The organism is Microbacterium sp. Cr-K20, assembly GCF_000708325.1.
GTDB lineage: Bacteria > Actinomycetota > Actinomycetes > Actinomycetales > Microbacteriaceae > Microbacterium.
This window is the reverse complement of the sequence record NZ_JARE01000060.1, coordinates 49,377-69,912: the sequence shown is the minus strand read 5'-3', so window position 1 is coordinate 69,912 and position 20,536 is coordinate 49,377. Positions and strand designations below refer to the sequence as shown.

General features: G+C 68.2%; 22 protein-coding genes. 13 read left to right on the top strand and 9 right to left on the bottom strand.

Translation table 11 applies throughout. The annotated features are described in order from the left end of the window. The first annotated feature begins 24 nt into the window (after positions 1-24). Both GZ67_RS0114955 and ilvA read left to right on the top strand, forming a co-directional pair. Positions 25-1,221, top strand: a complete 1,197-nt coding sequence (locus GZ67_RS0114955) for an AI-2E family transporter (protein WP_029262973.1) — start codon at positions 25-27, stop codon at positions 1,219-1,221. Beyond that, positions 1,218-2,447, top strand: a complete 1,230-nt coding sequence (ilvA, locus tag GZ67_RS0114950) for a threonine ammonia-lyase (protein WP_029262972.1) — start codon at positions 1,218-1,220, stop codon at positions 2,445-2,447. The genes GZ67_RS0114955 and ilvA overlap by 4 nt, the downstream gene beginning before the upstream one ends. A 65-nt stretch (positions 2,448-2,512) precedes the next feature. Here ilvA and greA read toward each other — a convergent pair whose 3' ends face one another. Together greA and GZ67_RS0114940 are read right to left on the bottom strand one after the other, a co-directional pair. Continuing rightward, on the bottom strand, positions 2,513-3,001 hold the full coding sequence (gene greA / locus GZ67_RS0114945; protein ID WP_029262971.1) for a transcription elongation factor GreA: 489 nt from the start codon (positions 2,999-3,001) through the stop codon (positions 2,513-2,515). A gap of 96 nt (positions 3,002-3,097) precedes the next feature. After that, positions 3,098-3,484, bottom strand: coding sequence for a DUF4307 domain-containing protein (locus tag GZ67_RS0114940; protein ID WP_029262970.1), 387 nt, complete (start codon positions 3,482-3,484; stop codon positions 3,098-3,100). A gap of 68 nt (positions 3,485-3,552) precedes the next feature. Between GZ67_RS0114940 and GZ67_RS0114935 the strand changes: the two genes are divergently transcribed. After that, positions 3,553-3,858 (top strand): hypothetical protein, encoded by a 306-nt coding sequence (locus GZ67_RS0114935; protein WP_029262969.1) that lies wholly within the window; start codon positions 3,553-3,555, stop codon positions 3,856-3,858. A gap of 46 nt (positions 3,859-3,904) precedes the next feature. Here the strand turns inward: GZ67_RS0114935 and trhA are convergent, their stop codons facing one another. Further along, positions 3,905-4,636 (bottom strand): PAQR family membrane homeostasis protein TrhA, encoded by a 732-nt coding sequence (trhA, locus tag GZ67_RS0114930; protein ID WP_029262968.1) that lies wholly within the window; start codon positions 4,634-4,636, stop codon positions 3,905-3,907. A gap of 98 nt (positions 4,637-4,734) precedes the next feature. Between trhA and GZ67_RS0114925 the strand changes: the two genes are divergently transcribed. From GZ67_RS0114925 to GZ67_RS0114910, 4 genes are all read left to right on the top strand, one after another. Beyond that, complete coding sequence (locus GZ67_RS0114925; protein ID WP_029262967.1) at positions 4,735-5,514, top strand: isoprenyl transferase; 780 nt, start codon at positions 4,735-4,737, stop codon at positions 5,512-5,514. Between the two features lie 41 nt (positions 5,515-5,555). Beyond that, positions 5,556-6,686, top strand: coding sequence for an aminotransferase class V-fold PLP-dependent enzyme (locus GZ67_RS0114920; RefSeq protein ID WP_036303810.1), 1,131 nt, complete (start codon positions 5,556-5,558; stop codon positions 6,684-6,686). A 158-nt stretch (positions 6,687-6,844) separates the two neighbouring features. Next, positions 6,845-8,230, top strand: coding sequence for a PhoH family protein (locus tag GZ67_RS0114915; RefSeq protein ID WP_029262965.1), 1,386 nt, complete (start codon positions 6,845-6,847; stop codon positions 8,228-8,230). 267 nt (positions 8,231-8,497) lie between these two features. After that, positions 8,498-9,328, top strand: a complete 831-nt coding sequence (locus tag GZ67_RS0114910) for an endonuclease domain-containing protein (RefSeq protein WP_081860018.1) — start codon at positions 8,498-8,500, stop codon at positions 9,326-9,328. Between the two features lie 147 nt (positions 9,329-9,475). Here GZ67_RS0114910 and GZ67_RS0114905 read toward each other — a convergent pair whose 3' ends face one another. The 5 genes from GZ67_RS0114905 to xseA are packed head-to-tail and all read right to left on the bottom strand — an operon-like array spanning position 9,476 to position 13,771. Beyond that, positions 9,476-10,897: a class II fumarate hydratase gene (locus tag GZ67_RS0114905; RefSeq protein WP_029262963.1), complete on the bottom strand. Its 1,422-nt coding sequence runs from the start codon at positions 10,895-10,897 to the stop codon at positions 9,476-9,478. Then, positions 10,894-11,577: a carbonic anhydrase gene (locus tag GZ67_RS0114900; RefSeq protein WP_029262962.1), complete on the bottom strand. Its 684-nt coding sequence runs from the start codon at positions 11,575-11,577 to the stop codon at positions 10,894-10,896. Before GZ67_RS0114900 ends, GZ67_RS0114905 begins: the two co-directional genes overlap by 4 nt. After that, positions 11,574-12,218 carry a DUF4245 family protein gene (locus GZ67_RS0114895; protein ID WP_029262961.1) on the bottom strand — a complete coding sequence of 215 codons (645 nt, stop codon included), beginning with the start codon at positions 12,216-12,218 and terminating at the stop codon, positions 11,574-11,576. Before GZ67_RS0114895 ends, GZ67_RS0114900 begins: the two co-directional genes overlap by 4 nt. Beyond that, the gene (locus GZ67_RS0114890; protein WP_029262960.1) at positions 12,215-12,457 is read right to left on the bottom strand and encodes an exodeoxyribonuclease VII small subunit; all 243 of its coding nucleotides are present in this window, start codon (positions 12,455-12,457) and stop codon (positions 12,215-12,217) included. Before GZ67_RS0114890 ends, GZ67_RS0114895 begins: the two co-directional genes overlap by 4 nt. A 36-nt stretch (positions 12,458-12,493) precedes the next feature. Next, positions 12,494-13,771 (bottom strand): exodeoxyribonuclease VII large subunit, encoded by a 1,278-nt coding sequence (xseA, locus tag GZ67_RS0114885; protein ID WP_029262959.1) that lies wholly within the window; start codon positions 13,769-13,771, stop codon positions 12,494-12,496. Between the two features lie 64 nt (positions 13,772-13,835). Between xseA and GZ67_RS0114880 the strand changes: the two genes are divergently transcribed. From GZ67_RS0114880 to GZ67_RS0114865, 4 genes are all read left to right on the top strand, one after another. Further along, positions 13,836-14,915: a 4-hydroxy-3-methylbut-2-enyl diphosphate reductase gene (locus tag GZ67_RS0114880; protein WP_181156177.1), complete on the top strand. Its 1,080-nt coding sequence runs from the start codon at positions 13,836-13,838 to the stop codon at positions 14,913-14,915. Between the two features lie 2 nt (positions 14,916-14,917). Then, positions 14,918-15,709, top strand: coding sequence for an IclR family transcriptional regulator (locus GZ67_RS0114875; protein WP_029262957.1), 792 nt, complete (start codon positions 14,918-14,920; stop codon positions 15,707-15,709). Positions 15,710-15,943: 234 nt separating this feature from the next. Further along, on the top strand, positions 15,944-16,477 hold the full coding sequence (locus GZ67_RS0114870; protein ID WP_029262956.1) for a DUF6264 family protein: 534 nt from the start codon (positions 15,944-15,946) through the stop codon (positions 16,475-16,477). A 25-nt stretch (positions 16,478-16,502) separates the two neighbouring features. Continuing rightward, positions 16,503-17,768, top strand: a complete 1,266-nt coding sequence (locus GZ67_RS0114865) for a hypothetical protein (protein WP_029262955.1) — start codon at positions 16,503-16,505, stop codon at positions 17,766-17,768. A gap of 91 nt (positions 17,769-17,859) precedes the next feature. On the opposite strand, the gene fbaA is transcribed toward GZ67_RS0114865, so the two are convergent. After that, complete coding sequence (fbaA, locus tag GZ67_RS0114860; protein ID WP_029262954.1) at positions 17,860-18,888, bottom strand: class II fructose-bisphosphate aldolase; 1,029 nt, start codon at positions 18,886-18,888, stop codon at positions 17,860-17,862. Between the two features lie 185 nt (positions 18,889-19,073). Between fbaA and glpX the strand changes: the two genes are divergently transcribed. Then, a complete protein-coding gene (glpX, locus tag GZ67_RS0114855; protein WP_029262953.1) occupies positions 19,074-20,060 on the top strand; it encodes a class II fructose-bisphosphatase in 987 nt (328 codons plus the stop codon). Between the two features lie 183 nt (positions 20,061-20,243). Further along, entirely contained in the window at positions 20,244-20,534 is a 291-nt protein-coding gene (locus GZ67_RS0114850) for a hypothetical protein (RefSeq protein WP_029262952.1), read from the top strand. Positions 20,535-20,536: the final 2 nt, after the last annotated feature.

The following is a 20,536-nucleotide window of genomic DNA, read 5'->3' as shown; positions in this document are numbered from 1 at the left end:
ACGGCTTGACCGTAGACTTGGGCGATGAGCGAGGACCAGCGCCCCCGGCTGCGAGATCTCTTCCGTCCGCGCCCGGTCTCGACCGACCGCACCGTGACGACCGATGCCGATGAGGCGGTGCCCTTGCCGCTGCGCATCACGGCGAGCTACTCCTGGCGGCTGCTGATCATCGCCGCAGCGATCGGCGTCTTCATCTGGCTGGTGATGCTGCTGAAGCTCCTGGTCATCCCGCTCATGGTCGGCATCCTCATCACAGCACTCCTGTGGCCGGCGTTCTCGTGGATGCTGCGACGCGGATTCCCACGCTGGCTGGCGATCACGATCTCGCTGATCGGAACGGCCGCCATCGTGACCGGACTGATGTGGCTGGTCGTCTGGCAGGTGCGCGCTCAGCTGCCCGACGTGCAGGCACGCTCGACCGAGGCGTTCGACCAGTTCCAGGTCTGGCTCCACGAGGGTCCCCTGAACCTCTCCGACACCCAGATCGCCGACTACCTGCAGCAGGGCCTCGACTTCCTCGACGAGCAGACGCAGGCGCTCTGGACGGGCGCACTGGCCATCGGCACGACGGTCGGACACGTCGCGACCGGTGCGCTGCTGTCGCTGTTCATCCTCATCTGTCTCCTCGCCGACGGTGCAGGAATCTGGCGCTGGACCCTTCGGATCTTCCCGCGCAAGGCGCGGCCCGCCGTCGACGGTGCCGCCCGAAACGGCTGGGCGACGATCGTGAACTACGCCCGCACTCAGTTGTTCGTGGCCACCATCGACGCGATCGGCATCGGCCTCGGGGCGTTCCTGCTGCAGGTGCCGCTCGCGCTTCCGGTCGCCGTCCTGGTGTTCCTCGGCTCCTTCATCCCGATCGTGGGTGCGGTCGCGACCGGCGCCGTCGCCGTGTTCCTGGCTCTCGTCTACAACGGGCCGTGGATCGCACTGTGGATGCTCGTGGTCGTGCTGGCGGTCCAGCAGATCGAGGGCCACATCCTGCAGCCGATCATGATGGGCTCCGCGGTCAAGGTGCATCCGCTCGCCGTCGTCCTCGTCGTGGCGGGCGGCGCGATGATCGCCGGCATCCCCGGAGCACTGTTCGCCGTACCGCTTGCGGCCTTCGTCAACGTCGCGGCCGTGACCATCAGTTCTGGTTCCTGGCGCACCGGCGTCGGGCCCAGCGGAGACCTTATCTGGAGCACAGTACCGCGCGAGCGGAGACGGAGGAATCGATGAGTGCAGTCCCCAGCCTGACCGAGTTCGAGCTAGCGGCTCAGAGTCTGGCTGAGGTGATCTCGCACACGCCGACGCTGCCGTCGCGAGCCCTCTCCGACATTCACGGAGGCACCGTCCTGCTGAAGATGGAGAATCTTCAGCGCACGGGCTCGTTCAAGATCCGCGGTGCCGCGTACCGCCTCTCACGCCTGAGCGCTGAGGAGCGCTCGCGGGGCGTCGTCGCCGCATCCGCCGGCAACCACGCCCAGGGCGTCGCGCTCGCGGCGCAGGCGCTCGGCATCCCCGCGACCATCTTCATGCCGCTGGGGGTTCCGGTTCCCAAGCTCCTCGCCACCCGCGGGTACGGCGCTGAGGTCGTGCTGGAGGGTGAGACCGTGGCGACATCGCTGCGTCTGGCGGCGGAGTTCTCCGAGCGCACCGGTGCGGTGCTGATCCACCCGTTCGACCACCGCGACGTCGTGATCGGGCAGGGGACGCTCGGACTCGAACTGCTCGAGGACGCCCCGGATGTCGACACCGTGGTCCTCGGCATCGGTGGCGGAGGCCTGATCGCGGGCGTCGCCGCGGCCGTGAAAGCGCGTGCCGCCGAACTCGGGCGCACGGTCCGCATCATCGGCGTCCAGGCCGAGAACGCCGCCGCTGTGCCCCCGTCGCTCGCTGCGGGCGAGCCCGTGGACATCGTCACCCGTCCGACCATCGCCGACGGCATCCTGGTCGCGCGCCCCGGCGCCATCCCGTTCGACATCATCAAGGAGCTCGTCGATGAGGTCGTCACGGTCTCGGACGACGACCTCGCTCGGGCGATCCTGATCCTGCTGGAGCAGGCGAAGGTCGTGGTCGAGCCGGCCGGTGCGGCCGGCGTCGCGGCGATCCTGGCCGGCAAGGTCTCCGGCACCGGCACGACGATGGCGGTGCTGTCGGGCGGCAACATCGATCCGCTGCTCCTGCAGCGCGTGGTCTCGCACGGGCTTGCGGCATCGGGCCGATACCTCACCATCCGCGTCCCACTGCCCGACCGTCCGGGGCAGCTCGCCCGCGTCTCCGAGCTCATCGCCGAGGCGGGGGCGAATGTCATCGAGGCGATGCACACCCGTCATGGTCACGGACTTCAGATCAGCGAGGTCATCCTCGAACTCAGCGTCGAGACGCGTGGCCCCGAGCACTCGGAGCACACGCTCGACACGCTGCGGCGGGCCGGCTTCGAGCCCATCCTCGTCGCCGACTGACCTTCCCACCCACGCAGAAGCGCCCCCGCGTCCGAGAGGATGCGGGGGCGCTTCTGCGTGGGTGGTCAGCCCGCGTAAGTCTCGACGTTCACGATCTCCACGCTGATGGAACGCCCGTTGGGCGCCTCGTAGGCCGACTTCTCGCCGACCTTGAGGCCGAGGATGGCCTGACCGAGCGGGCTGGCCTCGCTGTAGACGTCGAGGTCGCTGCCGACCGCGATCTCCCGACTGCCGAGGAGGAAGACCTCTTCGCCGCCGGCGACGAGAGCCGTGACGACGGTGCCGGGCTCGACGATCCCGCGGCTGGCGGGAGCCTCGCCGACCTTGGCGGTCTTCAGCAGAGCCTCGAGGGTGCGGATGCGGGCCTCCTGCTTGCCCTGCTCATCCTTCGCGGCGTGGTATCCGCCGTTCTCCTTGAGGTCGCCTTCTTCGCGAGCCGCCTCGATGCGCTTGGCGATCTCATCGCGACCGACGGTCGACAGGTGCTCCAGCTCGGCGACGAGCCGGTCGTAAGCCTCCTGCGTGAGGAAGGGAACCTGAGCATCGGTGGACATGGCGAAGCTCCTTCTTTCGGGATCCCTCCGGCGTGCTGCGGGGGATATGCCAAGACGCCCCGGCTCGTGCCGGGGCGTCGTATGTCTGCCACGAGTCTAGGCGACCCAGCAGGTGTTCACCAAACCTGTCGTGGCCTCGGCGACCGTCGGGATGGTGACCGACTTCGCCTGTGAATGACTGTCTCCGGCGGGGATCTCGACGATCTTCCAGCCGACCACGCCGAACTCCTCATCGAGGGCTTCGAGAGCGCACACGACGTCCCGGCCCTGCACGCCGGTGACCTGGAAGCTCACCTCCACCGAGTGCTCGTCGACGAGCGTGAAGCCCAGATCATCGGCGTCCACGGAGGCCATGGACTGCGCGACGGTCATCCAGCTGAAGGCACCGATCACGAGCAGCGCGAGGCCGCCGCCGACGATCCACGGCCACCGACGCCGTCGGGTTCGTCCATAGCGTTCGTCGAGCTGTTGTGCGGTCGTCACAGGTGGGTCTTCCCGGTCGTTAGGCTGGTGGTACCAGGTTATGCGACCTGCGTACGAAAGGCCGATTCATGCTCGCTCTGACCGAGACCCCGATGCCGACGCCCAGCATGACCGTCGATCCGGTGTCCGTCACCCCGGGGTTCGTAGGCTTCGCGGTGATCGTGGTGATCGTGATCGCCGTGATCCTGCTCATCTGGGACATGAACCGTCGGATCCGCCGCGTCCGGTATCGCGACGAGGTGCGCGAGGAGCTCGACGCCGAGGAGGCCGCCCGCGCCGCGGCCGGAGCACAAGCCGACACGAGCGCGACGGGATCGACCGAGGTCGACGGCTCGAGCACACACGACGAGGGTGAAGAACCGCCTGCACGCTGAGCGCCCACGAGTTCCGGAGCGCCCGAGTGAGGACGGGTGACGGTGACTACGGAGCGCCGAGCGAGGGCGACAGCGGCGCGATGGCGATGAGCAGGCACGCGGTCCAGTGGCACAGGAACGCGAGCACCGTGCACACGTGGAAGATCTCGTGGAAGCCGAAGTGGCCGGGCCAGGGGTTCGGTTTCTTGAGGGCGTAGACGACCGCGCCGCCCGTGTACAGGAGCCCACCGACGATCACGAGCACCATCATCGCGACGTTCGCCGCGAGAAGGTCGCCGATGTACATCACCGCCGCCCAGCCGAGCAGCAGATACAGCGCGACGTACAGCCAGCGGGGGGCGTTGATCCAGAAGACGCGGAAGAGGATGCCGACGAGGGTCCCTCCCCAGACGAGGCAGAGGAGCAGCACTCCCTTCGCAGGCGGCAGCGCGAGCACGGCCAGCGGCGTGTAGGTGCCGGCGATCAGCAGCAGGATGTTCGCGTGATCGATCCGCTTCAGGAGCACCTTGACCTTCGGCTTCCAGTCGAACCGGTGGTAAAGCGCCGAGTTGCCGAACAGCAGCATGGACGTGACCATGAAGACCGCGGAGGCCCATTTCGCTGCGGCCCCGTCGGCGACGAGGATCAGGATCGCGCCGGCGACCACCGCCACCGGGAAGGTGCCCGCGTGGATCCACCCTCGCCACGTGGGTCGGATCTCCACCGCGGCATCGACTTCCCCGGCAGCGTGCAGCGGGAGCTCGGGGACGTCGGGACCGGACTGTTCGGGAGTGCTCACGTGCTCACTCTAAGCCGACGCGCATACCTCGACGAGCACATGATCCTCAGCATCCGCACACCGTGGCGAAAGCCGGGGCACGGTAGCGTAGGGAGGTGATATCACGCGAGAATCCGGTGCGAGGGCCGCTGTATCGGCTCTACACCAGTCGGCTGCGTCGCCACCTCGATCCCGCTTCCGTCCCGCATCACGTCGCGATGATGATCGACGGCAACAGGCGATGGGCGCGCCAGCTCGGGTTCGACAGCGCGGCAGAAGGCCACCGGGCCGGGGCTGCGAAGATGCGTGAGTTCCTCGGCTGGTGCGACGAGCTCGGCGTGCGCGTCGTGTCGCTGTATCTGCTCTCCAGTGACAACCTGCGAAAGCGGGACTCCGTGGAGCTCGCCGACCTCATCGAGATCATCGCCGAGCTGGCGGAGGCGCTCTCTCAGGAGGGCAACTGGCGGGTCAAGCACGTCGGACGCTCCGACATCCTGCCGCCCGAACTCGCCAGAGTGCTCGCCGACGCCGAAGCGCGCACCAAAGACCACAGCGGACTCCACGTGAATCTCGCCGTCGGCTACGGCGGCCGCAACGAGATCGTCGACGCCGTTCGCAGCATCATCACCAAGCACGAGGCATCGGGCGGCACGATGGAGGATCTCGCCGCCCACCTCACCCCGGAGATGATCGGGGAACACCTCTACACCGGGGGACAGCCGGACCCGGACCTCGTCATCCGCACGAGCGGTGAGCAGCGGCTGAGCGACTTCCTGCTTTGGCAGAGCGCTCACAGCGAGTTCTATTTCGTCGAGGCCCTCGGGCCTGATCTCCGACAGGTCGACTTCCTCCGCGCCATCCGCGACTTCGCGGATCGCGACCGACGGTTCGGTCGCTGAAGCCGGAGGCGGTGCGACCGGCACCGTGCCACAATGACGCAGTGAGCACTTTCCAGGACTACGTCGACACTTTCGACAACGAGTCCGGCTACCTGAACTGGGCAGCATTCGGTCCGCTGTCCCCCTCCGTGCGCGAAGAGGTCTTCGCCGATGCCGACCTCCTGGGAAGCGGACGCCCCTCCTCCCTGTCGCTGGTCGCCGAGCGCGTCGGTCAGGCGCAGGCGCTCGTCGCGGAGCTCCTCGGCGCAGACGCCGCCGACGTCACCCTGCAGCCCTCGTCGACGCACGGACTCATGCACGCGCTGTACGGCATCTCCGGGGCGGTCATCGCGAGCACGGCGGAGTTCCCCAGCGTCAGCCTGACGATCGAGCGGGCCGCGACCGCATCGGACCGCGCGGTATCGCCCCGATGGATCACGCCCGACGACGGACGCGTGACGCCGGAGGCAGTCGCCGAGGCGCTCGACGACGAGGTCGTCGCGCTGGCAGTGAGTCACGTCGACTTCCGCACCGGATACCGGGCCGACCTCGCCGCACTGCGTGACGTCATCGGCCCCGACCGCCTGCTCATCGTCGACGCGGTGCAGTCGTTCGGCGTGATCGACGTGGACTACGCGGCCGCCGACGTGGTCGTCGGACACGGATACAAGTGGTTGCGTGCGGGCAGGGGCAGCGCCTTCGCCTGGTTCGCGCCGCGTGCACGGGAGCGGATCGTCCCCGTGCTGTCCGGGATCACCGGAACGACGGCGACCGGACTGTTCGTCGATGAGCTGCCGGGGCCGGCGGCATCCGCGAGCGCCTACACGGTCAGCCAGCCGGACACCCTCGCTGCCGGGCGCCTCGCGATCGGCGTGCGGGACATGCGCGATGCCGGGGTCGCCGCCATCGAGGAGCGGCTCGCCGAGAACGTCGACCGTGTCATCGAGATCGCCGACCGCCATGGGATCGAGGTGAGTTCGCCGCGCGAGCGCGTGGAGCGGGCCGGCATCGTCGCGCTGGCACCGGAGGAACCTGCACGCCTCGCCGCAGCGCTCGCCAACGCAGGAATCGTCGTGACTGCCCGAGGTGCTTCGGTGCGGGTCGCCCCGCACGCGGGTACGGATGCTGCCACTTTCGAGCTCCTCGACGACGCCCTGCACACGTTCGGCAACGAGACGTTCATCAGCGCGTAACGAATCCCTGGCGTGTCGAGTTCGGGTTAATCCCCTGGGCGGTCGTACGTTCTAGGCATCGGGCAAGGCGCCCGTTCGGGTCGGCCTCAGGTTCGCGGCTCGTGACCCCCTGGTCGACTCGTTCGAATAGCCGGGATTCCCCGGGTCGGGAGTGGGTCGTGACCACACGTACAGCGCAGCAGGCCACCAGCACCGCGCAGCAGTCCACCCGTAAGACGTCGAGCCGGGCATCGTCGTCCGCCGATCCGGATCAGGATCTGCGCACCTACGTGCTCGACACCTCCGTTCTGCTGAGCGATCCGCAGGCGTTCTTCCGTTTCGCCGAGCACTCGGTCGTCGTCCCAGTCGTCGTGATCACGGAGCTGGAGGGCAAGCGTCACGACCCGGAGATCGGCTACTTCGCACGGCAGGCGCTGAGGCACCTCGACGACCTGCGCATCGAGCACGGCCGCCTGGACTTCCCGGTCGAGGTCGGGGAGGGGGGCACGCTCCGCGTCGAGCTCGCCAACACCGACTCCTCGGTGCTCCCGGCTGGCATCCGTCTCAGCGACAACGACACCCGCATCCTCTCGGTCGCGATGCACCTCGCGCAGGACGGCCAGGACGTCACGATCGTCTCGAAGGACCTGCCGATGCGCGTGAAGGCCGCATCGCTGGGACTCCGGGCCGAGGAGTACCTCGCCGAACAGGCGGTGGACTCCGGATGGACCGGCATCGCGACGCTCGACCTCTCCGGAGACGACATCAGCGACCTCTACGAGAGCGAAGTCGGTATCAGCGACCAGGCTCGGGGGATCCCGGTGAACACCGGGCTGATCATCCACTCCGAGCGCGGATCCGCTCTCGGGCGCGTCACGGGTGACGGCGAGTTCCGCCTGGTGCGCGGCGACCGCGACATCTTCGGCATGCACGGCCGTTCGGCGGAGCAGCGGATCGCGATCGACCTGCTGCTCGACCAGGAGGTCGGCATCGTCTCTCTCGGCGGTCGTGCGGGAACCGGCAAGTCGGCGCTCGCACTGTGCGCCGGGCTCGAGGCCGTATTGGAGCGCCAGCAGCAGAAGAAGATCATCGTGTTCCGACCACTGTTCGCGGTCGGCGGCCAGGAGCTCGGCTACCTGCCCGGCGACCAGGGCGAGAAGATGGGCCCCTGGGGGCAGGCGGTGTTCGACACACTCGGCTCGGTCGTCTCCGGCAACGTCATCGAAGAGGTCGTCGAGCGCGGACTGCTCGAAGTGCTGCCCCTCACGCACATCCGTGGACGCTCTCTGCACGACGCCTTCGTGATCGTCGATGAGGCCCAGTCCCTCGAGCGGAACGTGCTGCTCACCGTGCTGAGCCGCATGGGACAGAACTCGCGGGTCATCCTCACCCACGACGTCGGTCAGCGGGACAACCTCCGCGTCGGCCGGCACGATGGGATCGCCAGTGTCATCGAGACGCTGAAGGGGCATGAGCTCTTCGGACATGTCACCCTGACCCGCTCCGAGCGCTCGGCCATCGCCGCCCTCGTCACCGAGCTCCTGGAGGGCGGAGAGCTCAGCTGACGACCGGAAACGACGGATGCCGCGAGGAACGAGTCCTCGCGGCATCCGCCGTCGTGTGCGCGGGGATCTCGCCTTCCGCCGAATGCATGAGTGGCGCCCGGATGCATGACCGTTCGGGCGCTGGACATCCTGCGTTCGTGCAATCCTCATGCATCCGGGGGCGGGCCGGGTGGTCCGGGACTGCACAGCCGTGGTTTGAGAAACGTGATTCCACGGATTGCGCTCCGGCGTGCGAGAGCAATGGTCACGTGCATCCAGGATGAGACGATGATCGACGTCGGCTCCGTCCTCGGGCACTTCGGAGGGGTCGCGCGCGGCACCCGACTTCAGGCGTTCGGCTGCTCGCGTTCGCGGCTGGGCGTCGAGTGCAGGGCCGGACGTATCGTTCGGGTGCGGCCCGGGGTTTTCGCGTCGGTTGACGCCGCACCGGAAGTGGTCTCGGCAGCAGCGCACGGTGGCGCCCTCACGTGCGGTGGAGCTTTGCGCGCTCGAGAAGTGTGGACGCTCGAGATGCCGAAAGAGGTGCACGTGTGGATGGGTCTCGGTGGTCGACGTCATCATCCGGAGCGGTGCGGCTGCGTCGCCCACTTCACCCCAGGACGTATGGATATCGGAATCGCTCCGATCGATGTCGCGCTTCTGCACGCATTCGCCTGCTATGGCGAGGAGTTCTTCTTCGCTGCATTCGAGTCGGCATGGAACAAGCGGATGCTTACAGCCGCGGCACGCGCGAGGGTCCGGGCGGCTCTTCCTGCTTCCGCGCGCTGGCTCGTCGATCTTGCGCGGCCCGATGCGGAGAGCGGCTTGGAATCGCTGGTACGGCTGAGGCTCCACCTCATCGGAGTCGAGGTGCGAACGCAGGTCGCAGTCGCAGGAGTCGGACGAGTCGACTTCGTCATCGAGGGGCGGGTGATTCTGGAAGCAGACGGTCGGGAGAACCACGACGGACCGAGTCAGCGTCACCGGGATCTCATGCGCGATGCCGCGGCATCACGCCTCGGGTTCGAGACGCTTCGCTTCGACTACGCGATGATCTTGCACACCTGGGATGTGGTTGTGGCGGCCGTGATGGCAGCACTCGGCCGTGCGCGGGTCTGACCCGCACCATCCGCATGAGTTCTTGCCAGATGCATGAATGCTCCCGTTGGGTTCTCATGCACCCGGAACACGGTCATGCATTTGCGGACCGGAAACGACGGATGCCGCGAGGAACGAGTCCTCGCGGCATCCGTCGTTTCGTGCGGGTCAGCCCGGGTGCGTCATCGACAGCAGGTCGAGCTTCTCGTCGAGCTGCTCGAGGGTGAGGTCACCGCGCTCGACGTAGCCGAGGTCGATCACGGCGTCGCGCACGGTGATGCCCTTGGCGACCGAGTGCTTGGCGATCTTCGCGGCAGCCTCGTAGCCGATGAGCTTGTTCAGCGGGGTGACGATCGACGGGCTCATGCCCGCGAAAGCGGCGGCGCGTTCGACGTTCGCCTGCAGGCCGTCGATGGTCTTGTCGGCGAGCACGCGCGAGGCGTTCGACAGCAGACGGATCGACTCGAGCACCGCCGTGCCCATCACCGGGATCGCGACGTTGAGCTCGAACGAACCGGATGCTCCGGCCCAGGCGACGGTCGCGTCGTTGCCGATCACGCGCGCGCACACCATCAGCACGGCCTCGGGGACGACCGGGTTGACCTTGCCGGGCATGATCGAGGAGCCGGGCTGGAGGTCGGGGATGTGCAGTTCGCCGAGACCCGTGTTGGGGCCGGAGCCCATCCACCGCAGGTCGTTGTTGATCTTGGTGAGCGAGACGGCGATCGTCCGCAGAGCGCCGGAGGCCTCGACCAGGCCGTCGCGGTTGGCCTGCGCCTCGAAGTGATCCTTCGCCTCGGTGATGGGCAGCTCGGTCTCGGCCGCGAGCAGCGCGATGACCTTCTGCGGGAAGCCGAGGGGCGTGTTGATGCCGGTGCCCACGGCGGTGCCGCCCAGGGGAACCTCGGCGACGCGCGGGAGGGCCGACTGCACGCGCTCGATGCCGAGGCGGATCTGACGGGCGTAGCCGCCGAACTCCTGGCCGAGGGTCACGGGCGTGGCGTCCATGAGGTGCGTGCGGCCGGACTTGACCGCATCCTTCCACAGCTCTGCCTTCGCCTCGAGGGCCACGGCGAGGTGGTCGAGCGCGGGGATGAGTGTGTCGATGACGGCCTGCGTCACGGCGATGTGCACCGACGTCGGGAACACGTCGTTCGAGGACTGCGAGGCGTTCACGTGGTCGTTCGGGTGCACGGCCGAACCGAGGATGCCGGTTGCGAGGGTGGCCAGCACCTCGTTCATGTTCATGTTCGACGACGTGCCGGAACCGGTCTGGTAGGTGTCGACCGGGAACTCGCCGTCGTGCGCGCCGGAGGCCACCTGGTCGGCGGCCTGGGCGATCGCGTCGGCGATGGCGCCGTCGAGCGTGCCGAGTTCCTTGTTGGCGAGCGCTGCAGCCTTCTTGATCCGCGCGAGGGCGGCGATCTGCGTCGATTCGAGGCCCTTGCCCGAGATCGGGAAGTTCTCGACGGCGCGCTGCGTCTGCGCCCCGTAGAGCGCGTTCACGGGCACCCGCACCTCACCCATGGTGTCGTGCTCGATCCGGTAGCCCTGCGCATTCTCGCCGCTGCGCTGGTCGGTGTCGGTCATTCAGAACCCTCCTTGGTTGCGGGGTCGATCCCCTTGGTGACGTCGGTGTCGAGCCCGACCGTGATGACGGGCACCGCCTCGCCCTCGGCCAGACGGTAGTTGGCGCCGACGATGCCCAGACGGCCTTCGGCGACGGCGTTGCTGATGATCTCGGACGACTGCAGCAGGTCGCGCACGGTGTTGCGCAGATGCTCGATGCCGACGAGCTCCGAGTCGATGTCGGCGACGGTGCCGCCGCCGCTCTGTGCCAGGACCTTCCGCGCGGCGGGGACGATCGGGGCGATCAGCTTCCAGATGTGCGGCGGCAGAGGAGCGGCGTCGATCGCGGTGCCGTCGATCGCCGCGCGAACCGCGCCGCAGGAGTCATGGGCGAGCACCACGATCAGGGGCACTTCGAGCACCGCGACCGCGTACTCGAGGCTCGCGACGATCGATTCACCCATGACCTGGCCGGCGTTGCGGACGACGAACAGGTCGCCGAGGCCGAGGTCGAAGATGATCTCCGCGGCGAGACGTGAGTCCGAGCAGCCGAACAGCGTGGCGACGGGGTGCTGCGCCGCCGCCAGGTCTTTGCGTCGGAGCACATCCTGGTTCGGATGACGCGGTTCGTCCGCGACGAAACGGCGGTTGCCCTCCTGCATCTGCTGCCAGGCTGCGGCCGGGGTCAAGGGGTGCGTCATGAGGCCTCCGAGATGTCGCGGATCTGCGGGATGAGGGATTCTGCGAGCTCCGCGGTGGAGTCTGCAGAGCGCGCGCCGTAGAGCAGGATGTAGTCGTCGCCCGCCTGAGTGCCGATGGCGTAGGTGATGTTCGCGTTGGACTCGGCGCTGCCGGGCTTGTAGACGTCCCAGTCGAGTCCGCCGATGCGCACCGTATCCGTGGGTGCGATGCCGTTCAGGCGCTGCGGTGCCCAGGACGCGTCGGCGTCGAAGGCCTGCGCGACCTTGACGAAGCCGCGCTCGGTGTCGGATTTCGGGGCGAGCGTCACTTCCCAGACGACCGTGGCGCCACCCTGCATCTCCGCATTGTTCGCGCGCCAGAAGGTGCCGAGCTCGGGGATGAGGACGGGGCGCTCCATCGAGGACTCCACGCCTTCGGCCACGGCCGCGACGTCGAGCGGCTTGCGCTCGACAGGCTCGCCCCGGGGCACCGCGAAGATGATGACGGCGACGACGGCCACTGTGACCAGCAGCGCCGCGATGAGGTTGCGGAAGGTCTGGCTGGATCGGTAGGCCTTGCTCGACGCCGCCTTGCGGGCGGCGGTCTCGTCCGGCGTCTCCGGGCGTCCGAGCTCGGCGATGATCGGAGGCTGCTTGCTCATGCGTCGCCGCCAGGAGTCTCGTCGTCCGACGCGGCCGCGCGAGCGGCATCCAGACGGCGTTTCGCGCCGAGCAGCCACTCCTCGCAGCGAGCGGCCAGCGCCTCGCCGCGCTCCCAGAGGGCGAGCGAGTGCTCGAGGGTCGGAGAGCCCTGTTCGAGCTCGGCGACGACCTTCACGAGCTCGTCACGGGCTGCCTCGAACGACAGCGTCTCCACGGGGATGTCGTTCAGGGCGCTCACCCCTCCATCCTACGTCGTGCGTCGTGTCGGCCCGGCTCAGTCGTTCTCAGGGATCTCGCCCTCCGAGCGGGCAGCCACCGATCCACGATCGACCGTGATCGTCAGGGCGCTGCCTGCCGGCGCATCCGCCGCATCGCGAAGGATCACGCCGCCCTCGAGGTGCGCGATCGCATAGCCGCGAGCCAGGGTCGCCGCGGGGGAGAGCGCGCGCAGGGAGGCGCGCAGTTCGCTCGTTCGACGGCCGGCGAGGTCGAGCTGCCGGGTGAGGCTGTCGCGGCCACGGGACAGCAGGAGCCACAGCTCCTGAGCACGCGCGTCGATGATCGGCGCGGGGGAGCGCAGGACCGGGCGGGAGCGGAGCTGCTCGAGCTGTGCGATGTCGTGCGTGAGGCGCTGCGTGAGGCGCGACGTCGCGCGGGATCTCAGCTGCGCGATCAGAGCTCGCTGCTCTCCGACGTCGGGTACCACGCGCTTCGCCGCATCCGTCGGGGTGGACGCGCGGAGGTCGGCGACATCGTCGAGGAGGGGGTGGTCGTTCTCATGTCCGATCGCGCTGACGACGGGAGTGGTCGCCGCGGACACCGCCCGCACGAGACGCTCATCGCTGAAGCCGAGGAGCGTCTGCGGGTCACCGCCGCCGCGGGCGATGATGATGACGTCGACCTCGGGGTCCGCGTCCAATTTCGCGAGGGCCGCCAGGGTGTCGGGCACACAGCGATCACCCTGCACGGCGGCGTACTCGGTGCGGAAGCGCACCTGCGGCCAGCGCAGCTCGGCGTTGCGGTGCACGTCCTTCTCGGCATCCGACCGCTCGCCGGTGATCAGCCCGATGACGTGCGGGAGGAACGGCAGGCGCTTCTTCCGGGCCGGGTCGAACAGACCCTCCTGACGCAGCTGCACACGGAGCTTCTCGAGACGCTCGAGCTGATCGCCGAGCCCCACGTGCTTCATCGCGGAGACCGCGAAGCTGAAGTCTCCGGCTTTGACGAAGTAGTCGGCCTTCACCGCCACGACGACGTGATCGCCGATGCCGATGTCGGACGGGATGCGTCCGCGCACACTCGACCACACGCGGATCGAGATCTGCGCGTCCGAGCGGGTGTCCTTCAGCCGTGCGAAGACGTTGCCGGCGCGCACGTTCCAGGACGTGATCTCACCCTCGACCCAGACCGTGTTCCAGCGGGCGATGAAGTCGCGGATCGTCGCGTTGAGCCTCGTGACCGAGGTGGGGGCATCGGCTGTGGAATCGCGAGGGGCGACCGAATCGGCGGGTGGCGTCTCACCCTGGCCCGTCGTCGCTTCGAAGACTGTCATCCGCTCCCGTTCCTGACCCTGGTCTCTCCGGCCCCGCACAGCCGCGCGGCGGTAGAATCCAAGGGTGACTTCGACTGCCGTGCATCTCCCCGTCCCCCGTCTCCCACGTGTTCGTGCGGCGGCCGGACGGCTTCAGGATAACCCGGTGGCCGGACGCAAGCGGGTCCTGCTCGCCGCGCCGCGCGGATACTGCGCCGGCGTCGACCGCGCCGTCGTCGCCGTCGAGAAGGCGCTCGAACGCTACGGCGCCCCGGTCTATGTGCGCAAGCAGATCGTGCACAACATCCATGTCGTGACCGAGCTCGAGGAGAAGGGCGCGATCTTCGTCGAAGAGGTCGACGAGGTCCCCGAGGGCGCGCACGTCGTCTTCAGTGCGCACGGCGTCTCCCCGGCGGTCGTCAACGCCGCATCGGATCGTGGACTTCACGCGATCGATGCGACCTGCCCTCTGGTCACCAAGGTTCACCGCGAGGCCGTGCGATTCGCCCGCGACGACTTCGAGATCCTGCTCATCGGTCACGAGGGTCATGAAGAGGTCGAGGGGACGGCAGGCGAGGCCCCGGAGCACGTCACGGTCGTGAACTCCCCGGAAGAGGCAGACACCGTCGTCGTGAAGGACCCCAACAAGGTCGTCTGGCTCTCGCAGACCACTCTCTCGGTCGACGAGACGATGGAGACGGTGAATCGCCTCCGCACGCGCTTCCCCGAGCTGCACAACCCGCCGTCCGACGACATCTGCTACGCCACGCAGAACCGCCAGGTCGCGATCAAGAAGGTCGCGGCCGGTGCCGACCTCGTGATCGTCGTCGGCTCGTCGAACTCCTCCAACAGCGTGCGCCTCGTCGAGGTCGCGCTCGAGTACGGCGCGAAGGCCGCCTACCGCGTCGACTACGCGGAGGAGATCCAGCAGGAGTGGCTCGACGGCGTCGAGACCGTCGGCGTCACGAGTGGTGCATCCGTGCCCGAGGTACTGGTGCGCGAGGTACTGGATGCGATCGGCGACGCCGGGTACCGTGATGTCGAAGAGGTCAAGACCGCAGAGGAGGACCTCATGTTCTCCCTGCCCAAGGAGCTTCGACACGATGCTTCCGGTCAGCGTGACGATCGTGCACTCGGCGGTCGCGCCACTGGAGGAGGCGCGTAGCGTTGAGCGCCGCGGAAGCGGAGCCGACCCTCATCGGGTCGGTACAGCGCGCGCTGCGGCTGGTCGACATCGTCGCCAATTCGCCTCGGCCGCTTCCGACCAAGATGCTGGCGGCGATCACGGGATTGACGCCGGGCACGACATACAATCTCGTGCGCACCCTCGTCCATGAGGGGTATCTGAGCTCCGAACCCGACGGATTGGTGCTCGGGACCCGGTTCCCCTCGTTCCAGCAGCAGATCGACTCGCGGGGCGTCTTCCTGGCTCGAGTCCGAGCCGCCCTCCGGGACGTGACGGAGGATGTGGGGGCGACCGCGTACCTCTCCCGGTTCGCTGATGGAGAGATGCACCTGGTCGACATCGTCGACGCGGTGCGCAACCCGAGGGTGGAGCTGTGGGTCGGACTGCAGTCGAGCGCGCACGCGACGGCTTTGGGGAAGCAGATCCTGGCGGACCTGCCCGATGATGAGCGACTGGACTACCTCTCCCGACATCGCCTGGAGGAGCTCACGCCGCGCACGATCAGCGATCGCACGACACTGCTGACCCAGCTGGAGCACTCGCCCGGGTGGGCGGTGGATCATGAGGAGTATGTGATCGGCGCGACCTGTGTGGCGGTGCCGGTCATCGCCCCCGGCGTCACCGCGTCGCTCGCGATCTCGTTGCCGGCCGACCGCGCAGTGGTGGACAGCGAGCTGGTGGCGACGCTGCAGCGAACGGCCAGACGGCTCTCGCTGCAACTCGGCGCCGACAACCTCGACGCGGGTTCCGACGGCGCGGAGTTCACTATCTGAAGTCTGACCCCTGGCGCTCGGGCACACGTTTTCCTATGATCAGGTGAGTAGCGGCATGCATCAGCGCTACTGATCACCACAGGCGTCCCCAGCGCCGGTGATCAAATTGGATGAGAAGCGTCCCCAGCGCTTCACGTCCGCGGCCCCGCGAAGTCCCCACTTCTCCGGGGCCGCTATCGTTTTCACGCGCCCTCGCTGTGAATCGCCCAGGGTCGGGACGGTTAGCATGGCGGGATGACCGATCAGCGCCCGCAGTACGGCGAACTCGCCACGCCCGAGGAGCAGCGGCGAGCCGCCGGCTTGCCGCCCCTCGACGAGGTCGTCGTCGCCCCGCCGGCACCGCCGGCCGCAGGCCCGACGGTGCCCGATCCGAGCGCGAGCGCCCCGGCGGCACGTCCGCACCCGGTCGACCGCTTCGTGACCATCGCGCTGCTTGCCTACGGCCTGGTGAACATCATCATCACCGGGTTGTCGTATCTCGATCTGCCCACCGTGATGAACGAGACGATGAAGATCCTCGGCATCGAGGGGGAGTTCACGAACTTCGCCCAGGGGCGGATCTGGGGGACGATCGCGGCCATCGTGCTCGCCGTCGGATGGTCGATCACGGCGGCGCTGTCGATCCGACGTCTGCGGCGTCGACGGATCAGCTGGTGGGTGCCGATCGCGGGTGCGCTGGCGACGATGATCGTCGTGACGATCTGCATCTCGGTGCCGATGATGAACGACCCGGCGTTCGTGGCCTACCTCGCGACCGTCGGGCAGTAGCCGCGGGAGCACGTACTGTCGAAGGATGCTTCAGAACAGCTTCGGCATCCAGCTCTCCTACGCCTCCGTGGATCGTGGCGACGGCTCCGACCCTCGGCCATCGGCCCGAGACATCCTCTCCCTGTTGCGTGTTCCCGCCGGTATGCGCGATGCGACAGCCGCGTGGGATGACCGGGAGGAGGCCGTGCTCGCGATCCCGGTGACGGACGACGGCCACGTCCTGACGCTCAGCGAGGAGGACACGGTCGAGTCGACCCTGTCGACGAGCGAGCTGAAGTCAGCCTTCGAGGCGGAGGGCCTGACGCTCTGGCTGGACGTGGACGCGGACGTGGATGAGGACGAGGCGTACGGCTTCGATCCGGTGGAGGAACTGGTCGACGAGCTCATCGACGATTCGGCCGAGGTGGGCGCCGACGAGTCGGAGGATGCCTCGATCGATTCCGCACTGTTCGCGGCTTCGGCGGTGAGGGTCTCCGCGTTCTCGCACCGCGGCCCCGGCATCGCGAGGATCCTGGCGACGGCGCGCAGAATGCCCGTCGATCACCGGGAGTCCGGCGACTGGTCGCTTCAGCAGTTCGAGACCGCGGAGCCGACCGGTGATTGGTCGACCTCCAGGGCGGAGGTGCCCGTGATCGAGCTGAATCGCGCGGACGCCGACGTGTGGTTCGAGGTGACCGCGGGCAACGGCGGTCCGGTGCCGTTCTGGACGGATGCGGAACGCGACACCCTGCCCGTGCTCGACATCGACGCCATCCGTGTTCCCGAGACTGCGGAGATCTACCGTCGACTGCTCACCGAGGGTGACGGGAGCCGCGATGAGCTCCTGGAGCTGGCCGCCGCCGTCAGGCTCGATGTGGATGCCGCCCACCGCGCACTGATTCCCGAGGCATTGGGTGGTGTGATCGGTGCCGAGTCCCGCGAGCGAGCCTTCCTGGCCGCCTTCGGCGTCGCGCCGGACTTGATCGACGCCGCGTTCGGCGGGGCGACCGCACGGCCGCAACGGCGGTTCCTGCCGGTGGGGTGGTGGACCGCGGTGCGGGAGACGGCGATCGCCGGGGTCGGGGAATTCACGCCTCTCACCCGTCGGGAACGCCCGCTCGCGCGGCTCGGCGAGGCTCTCCGCCGCCGTCCCGTGGTCGGCCTCGCCCTGTCGTTCGGGGAGTTCGCCGCGGGAGCGTGGGTCACGTCTCGCGTGCGGGGAGCGGGCAGGACCCTCGGGTTGCTGCTCGTGATCGACGCGTTGATCGATGCAGCGATCTCGATCGTCCGGATCCGCCGCGGCCGAGGCTGACGGCTGTCCGGCTGGCCGACCGCGCCACGCTGCGAGAAGAGAGATGCCCCAGCCGACCGGCTGGGGCATCTCTCATCGAAGTCAGGACGGATCAGCTCTTCGACTGGCCGTACGAGCCGAGCTGACGGGTCGACTCGACCACGCGGGCGGCCATCGCCGACTCGGCGATCTTGCCCCAGGCGCGGGGGTCGTACTGCTTCTTGTTGCCGACCTCGCCGTCGACCTTCAGCACGCCGTCGTAGTTCTTGAACATGTAGTCGGCGATCGCGCGCGTGTAGGCGTACTGCGTGTCGGTGTCGATGTTCATCTTGATGACGCCGTTCGCGACCGCGAGGGCGATCTCCTCGTCGGTCGAGCCGGAGCCACCGTGGAAGACGAGATCGAGCGGCTTGGCGCCCGTGTTGTACTTCGCTGCGACCTCGGCCTGGATCTCGCCGAGGAGTTCCGGGCGCAGCTTGACGCCTCCCGGCTTGTACACGCCGTGCACGTTGCCGAACGTGAGGGCGGCGATGTAGCGGCCCTGCTCGCCGAGACCGAGGGCCTGCACGGCCTGGTCGACGTCCGCGAACGTCGTGTAGAGGGCGTCGTTCGAGCCCTCGTGCTGCACGCCGTCCTCTTCGCCGCCGACGACGCCGATCTCGACCTCGAGGATGGCGTTGATGTTCTTCATGCGGGGGAGAAGGTCCTTCGCGATCTCGATGTTCTCCGCGAGGGGAACCGCCGAGCCGTCCCACATGTGGGACTGGAAGATCGGGTTGCGGCCGGCCTTGACCTCGTCCTCGGAGGCTGCGATCAGCGGCTCGACGAAGCCGGCGAGGGCGTCCTTCGGGCAGTGGTCGGTGTGCAGCGCGACGGTGATCGGGTAGTTCTTGGCGACCTCGGTGGCGAAGCGGGCGAAGGCCAGAGCGCCGGTGGCGCGTGCCTTGACGGTGTGGCCGGCGAAGTAGTCGGCTCCGCCCGTGGTGACCTGGATGATGCCGTCGGAGCCGGCCTCGGTCAGCCCCTGGAGGACGGAGTTGATCGTCTGCGAGCTCGAGACGTTGAATGCGGGATACGCGAAGCCGCCGGCCTTCGCGCGGTCGAGCATTTCGGCGTACTGATCCGGGGTGGCGACGGGCATGAGAACTCCTGCGATAAGGGAAGCCGGGACAGGTGCCACTCTATCGGGGCCACCGGAGTCGTATCGAAGGTCGGCCGCACCGCCCGCACGGTCGCTCGTGCCCAGGCGTTAAGAATCGCGATTCCTTCGCGGGATAGAGGCGGAAAACCGGGCTGTTCGCTCGCTTCGATAGCTAGGCTGACCGCATGGTGAGTCTGACTGCGGATCTGAGCCCTCTTCGTCCCGACCGTAACCTCGCGATGGAGTTGGTGCGAGCGACGGAGGCTGCGGCCATCCGCGCGGTCCCTTTCATCGGTCGAGGCGCGAAGGAGGCCGCCGACGGGGCGGCCGTCGACGCGATGCGCGCGTTCCTGGGCACCGTCGACTTCCAAGGCCGCGTCGTGATCGGCGAGGGCGAGAAGGACAACGCACCCATGCTGTTCAACGGCGAGGTCGTCGGCACCGGGCGCGGACCGCTGTGCGACATCGCAGTCGATCCCATCGACGGAACCTCCCTCACCGCAGCGGGTCGGCAGAACGCGCTGTCCGTGATCGCGGTGTCCGACCGGGGCACGATGCTGGATGCCTCCACCGTCTTCTACATGGACAAGCTCGTCACGGGACCCGCAGGCGTCGGTGTCGTCGACATCCGGCTCCCCATCGGCGAGAACATCCGCAAGCTCGCCGGTGCGCTCGACAAGCCCGTCGACGAGATCGTCGTGTCGGTACTGAACCGTCCGCGTCATGAGCAACTCATCCAGGAGATCCGCGATGCGGGCGCCGGCACCCGACTGATGAGCGACGGTGACGTCGCGGGTGGGATCAACGCCGCCCGGCATGATGCGCGCACCGACATGTGCGTCGGCGTCGGAGGCAGCCCCGAGGGCATCGTCACGGCATGCGCCATCAAGGCGCTCGGCGGACACATCCAGGGGCGCCTGTGGCCGCGTGACGACGACGAGCGTCAGCGCGGGATCGACGCCGGGCTCGACATGGACAGGGTCTACGAGGCCGACGACCTGGTGCAGGGCAACAACACGATCTTCGTCGCGACGGGCGTGACCGACGGCCAGCTCGTTGCCGGCGTCCGCCGCGAGCGGGGCTATGTGTACACGGAGAGCGTCGTGCTCCGCGGTGCTTCCGGGACCCTCCGGCGCATCGCCTCGGAGCACCTCGTCTCGAAGTGGCTCTGATTCCCCATTCCCCGGCCCTGCTGAGGGCGTGTTCTCCCGGCGGCGACGACGGCATCGTTATCGAGCCGGTATGGGCTCGGGGCGGGGTGAGCCACGCTTTCCGGAGCGCCGTGTCACAATTGTCACTGGGTTTGTCGCCGTGGACGGAGCCGTCAGGCACCGCAGGCACAGGAGGGCGAACGGATGACAACGCAGCACACGAGTGGCTCGAAGGCCGCCGCGACGAAGATCATCACGACGAACACCGGACGGATTCTCCGAGTGAGCGCCGACGCCGAGCAGGGCGTCGCAGCCACCCCGTCCGTCACCACCCCACCGGCGGCGGTCGCCGATCCGGCTCGCCGCGCTGACGTGCTGTTCCGCGTCCGCCGCGACGAGGGCCATGAGATCAGCGCCTGGTGGATGATCGGAGCTTTCCTCGCCACCAGTGGCCTTGTGATCCTGCTGCTCAGCGGCGTACCCGGTATCGCCTGAGG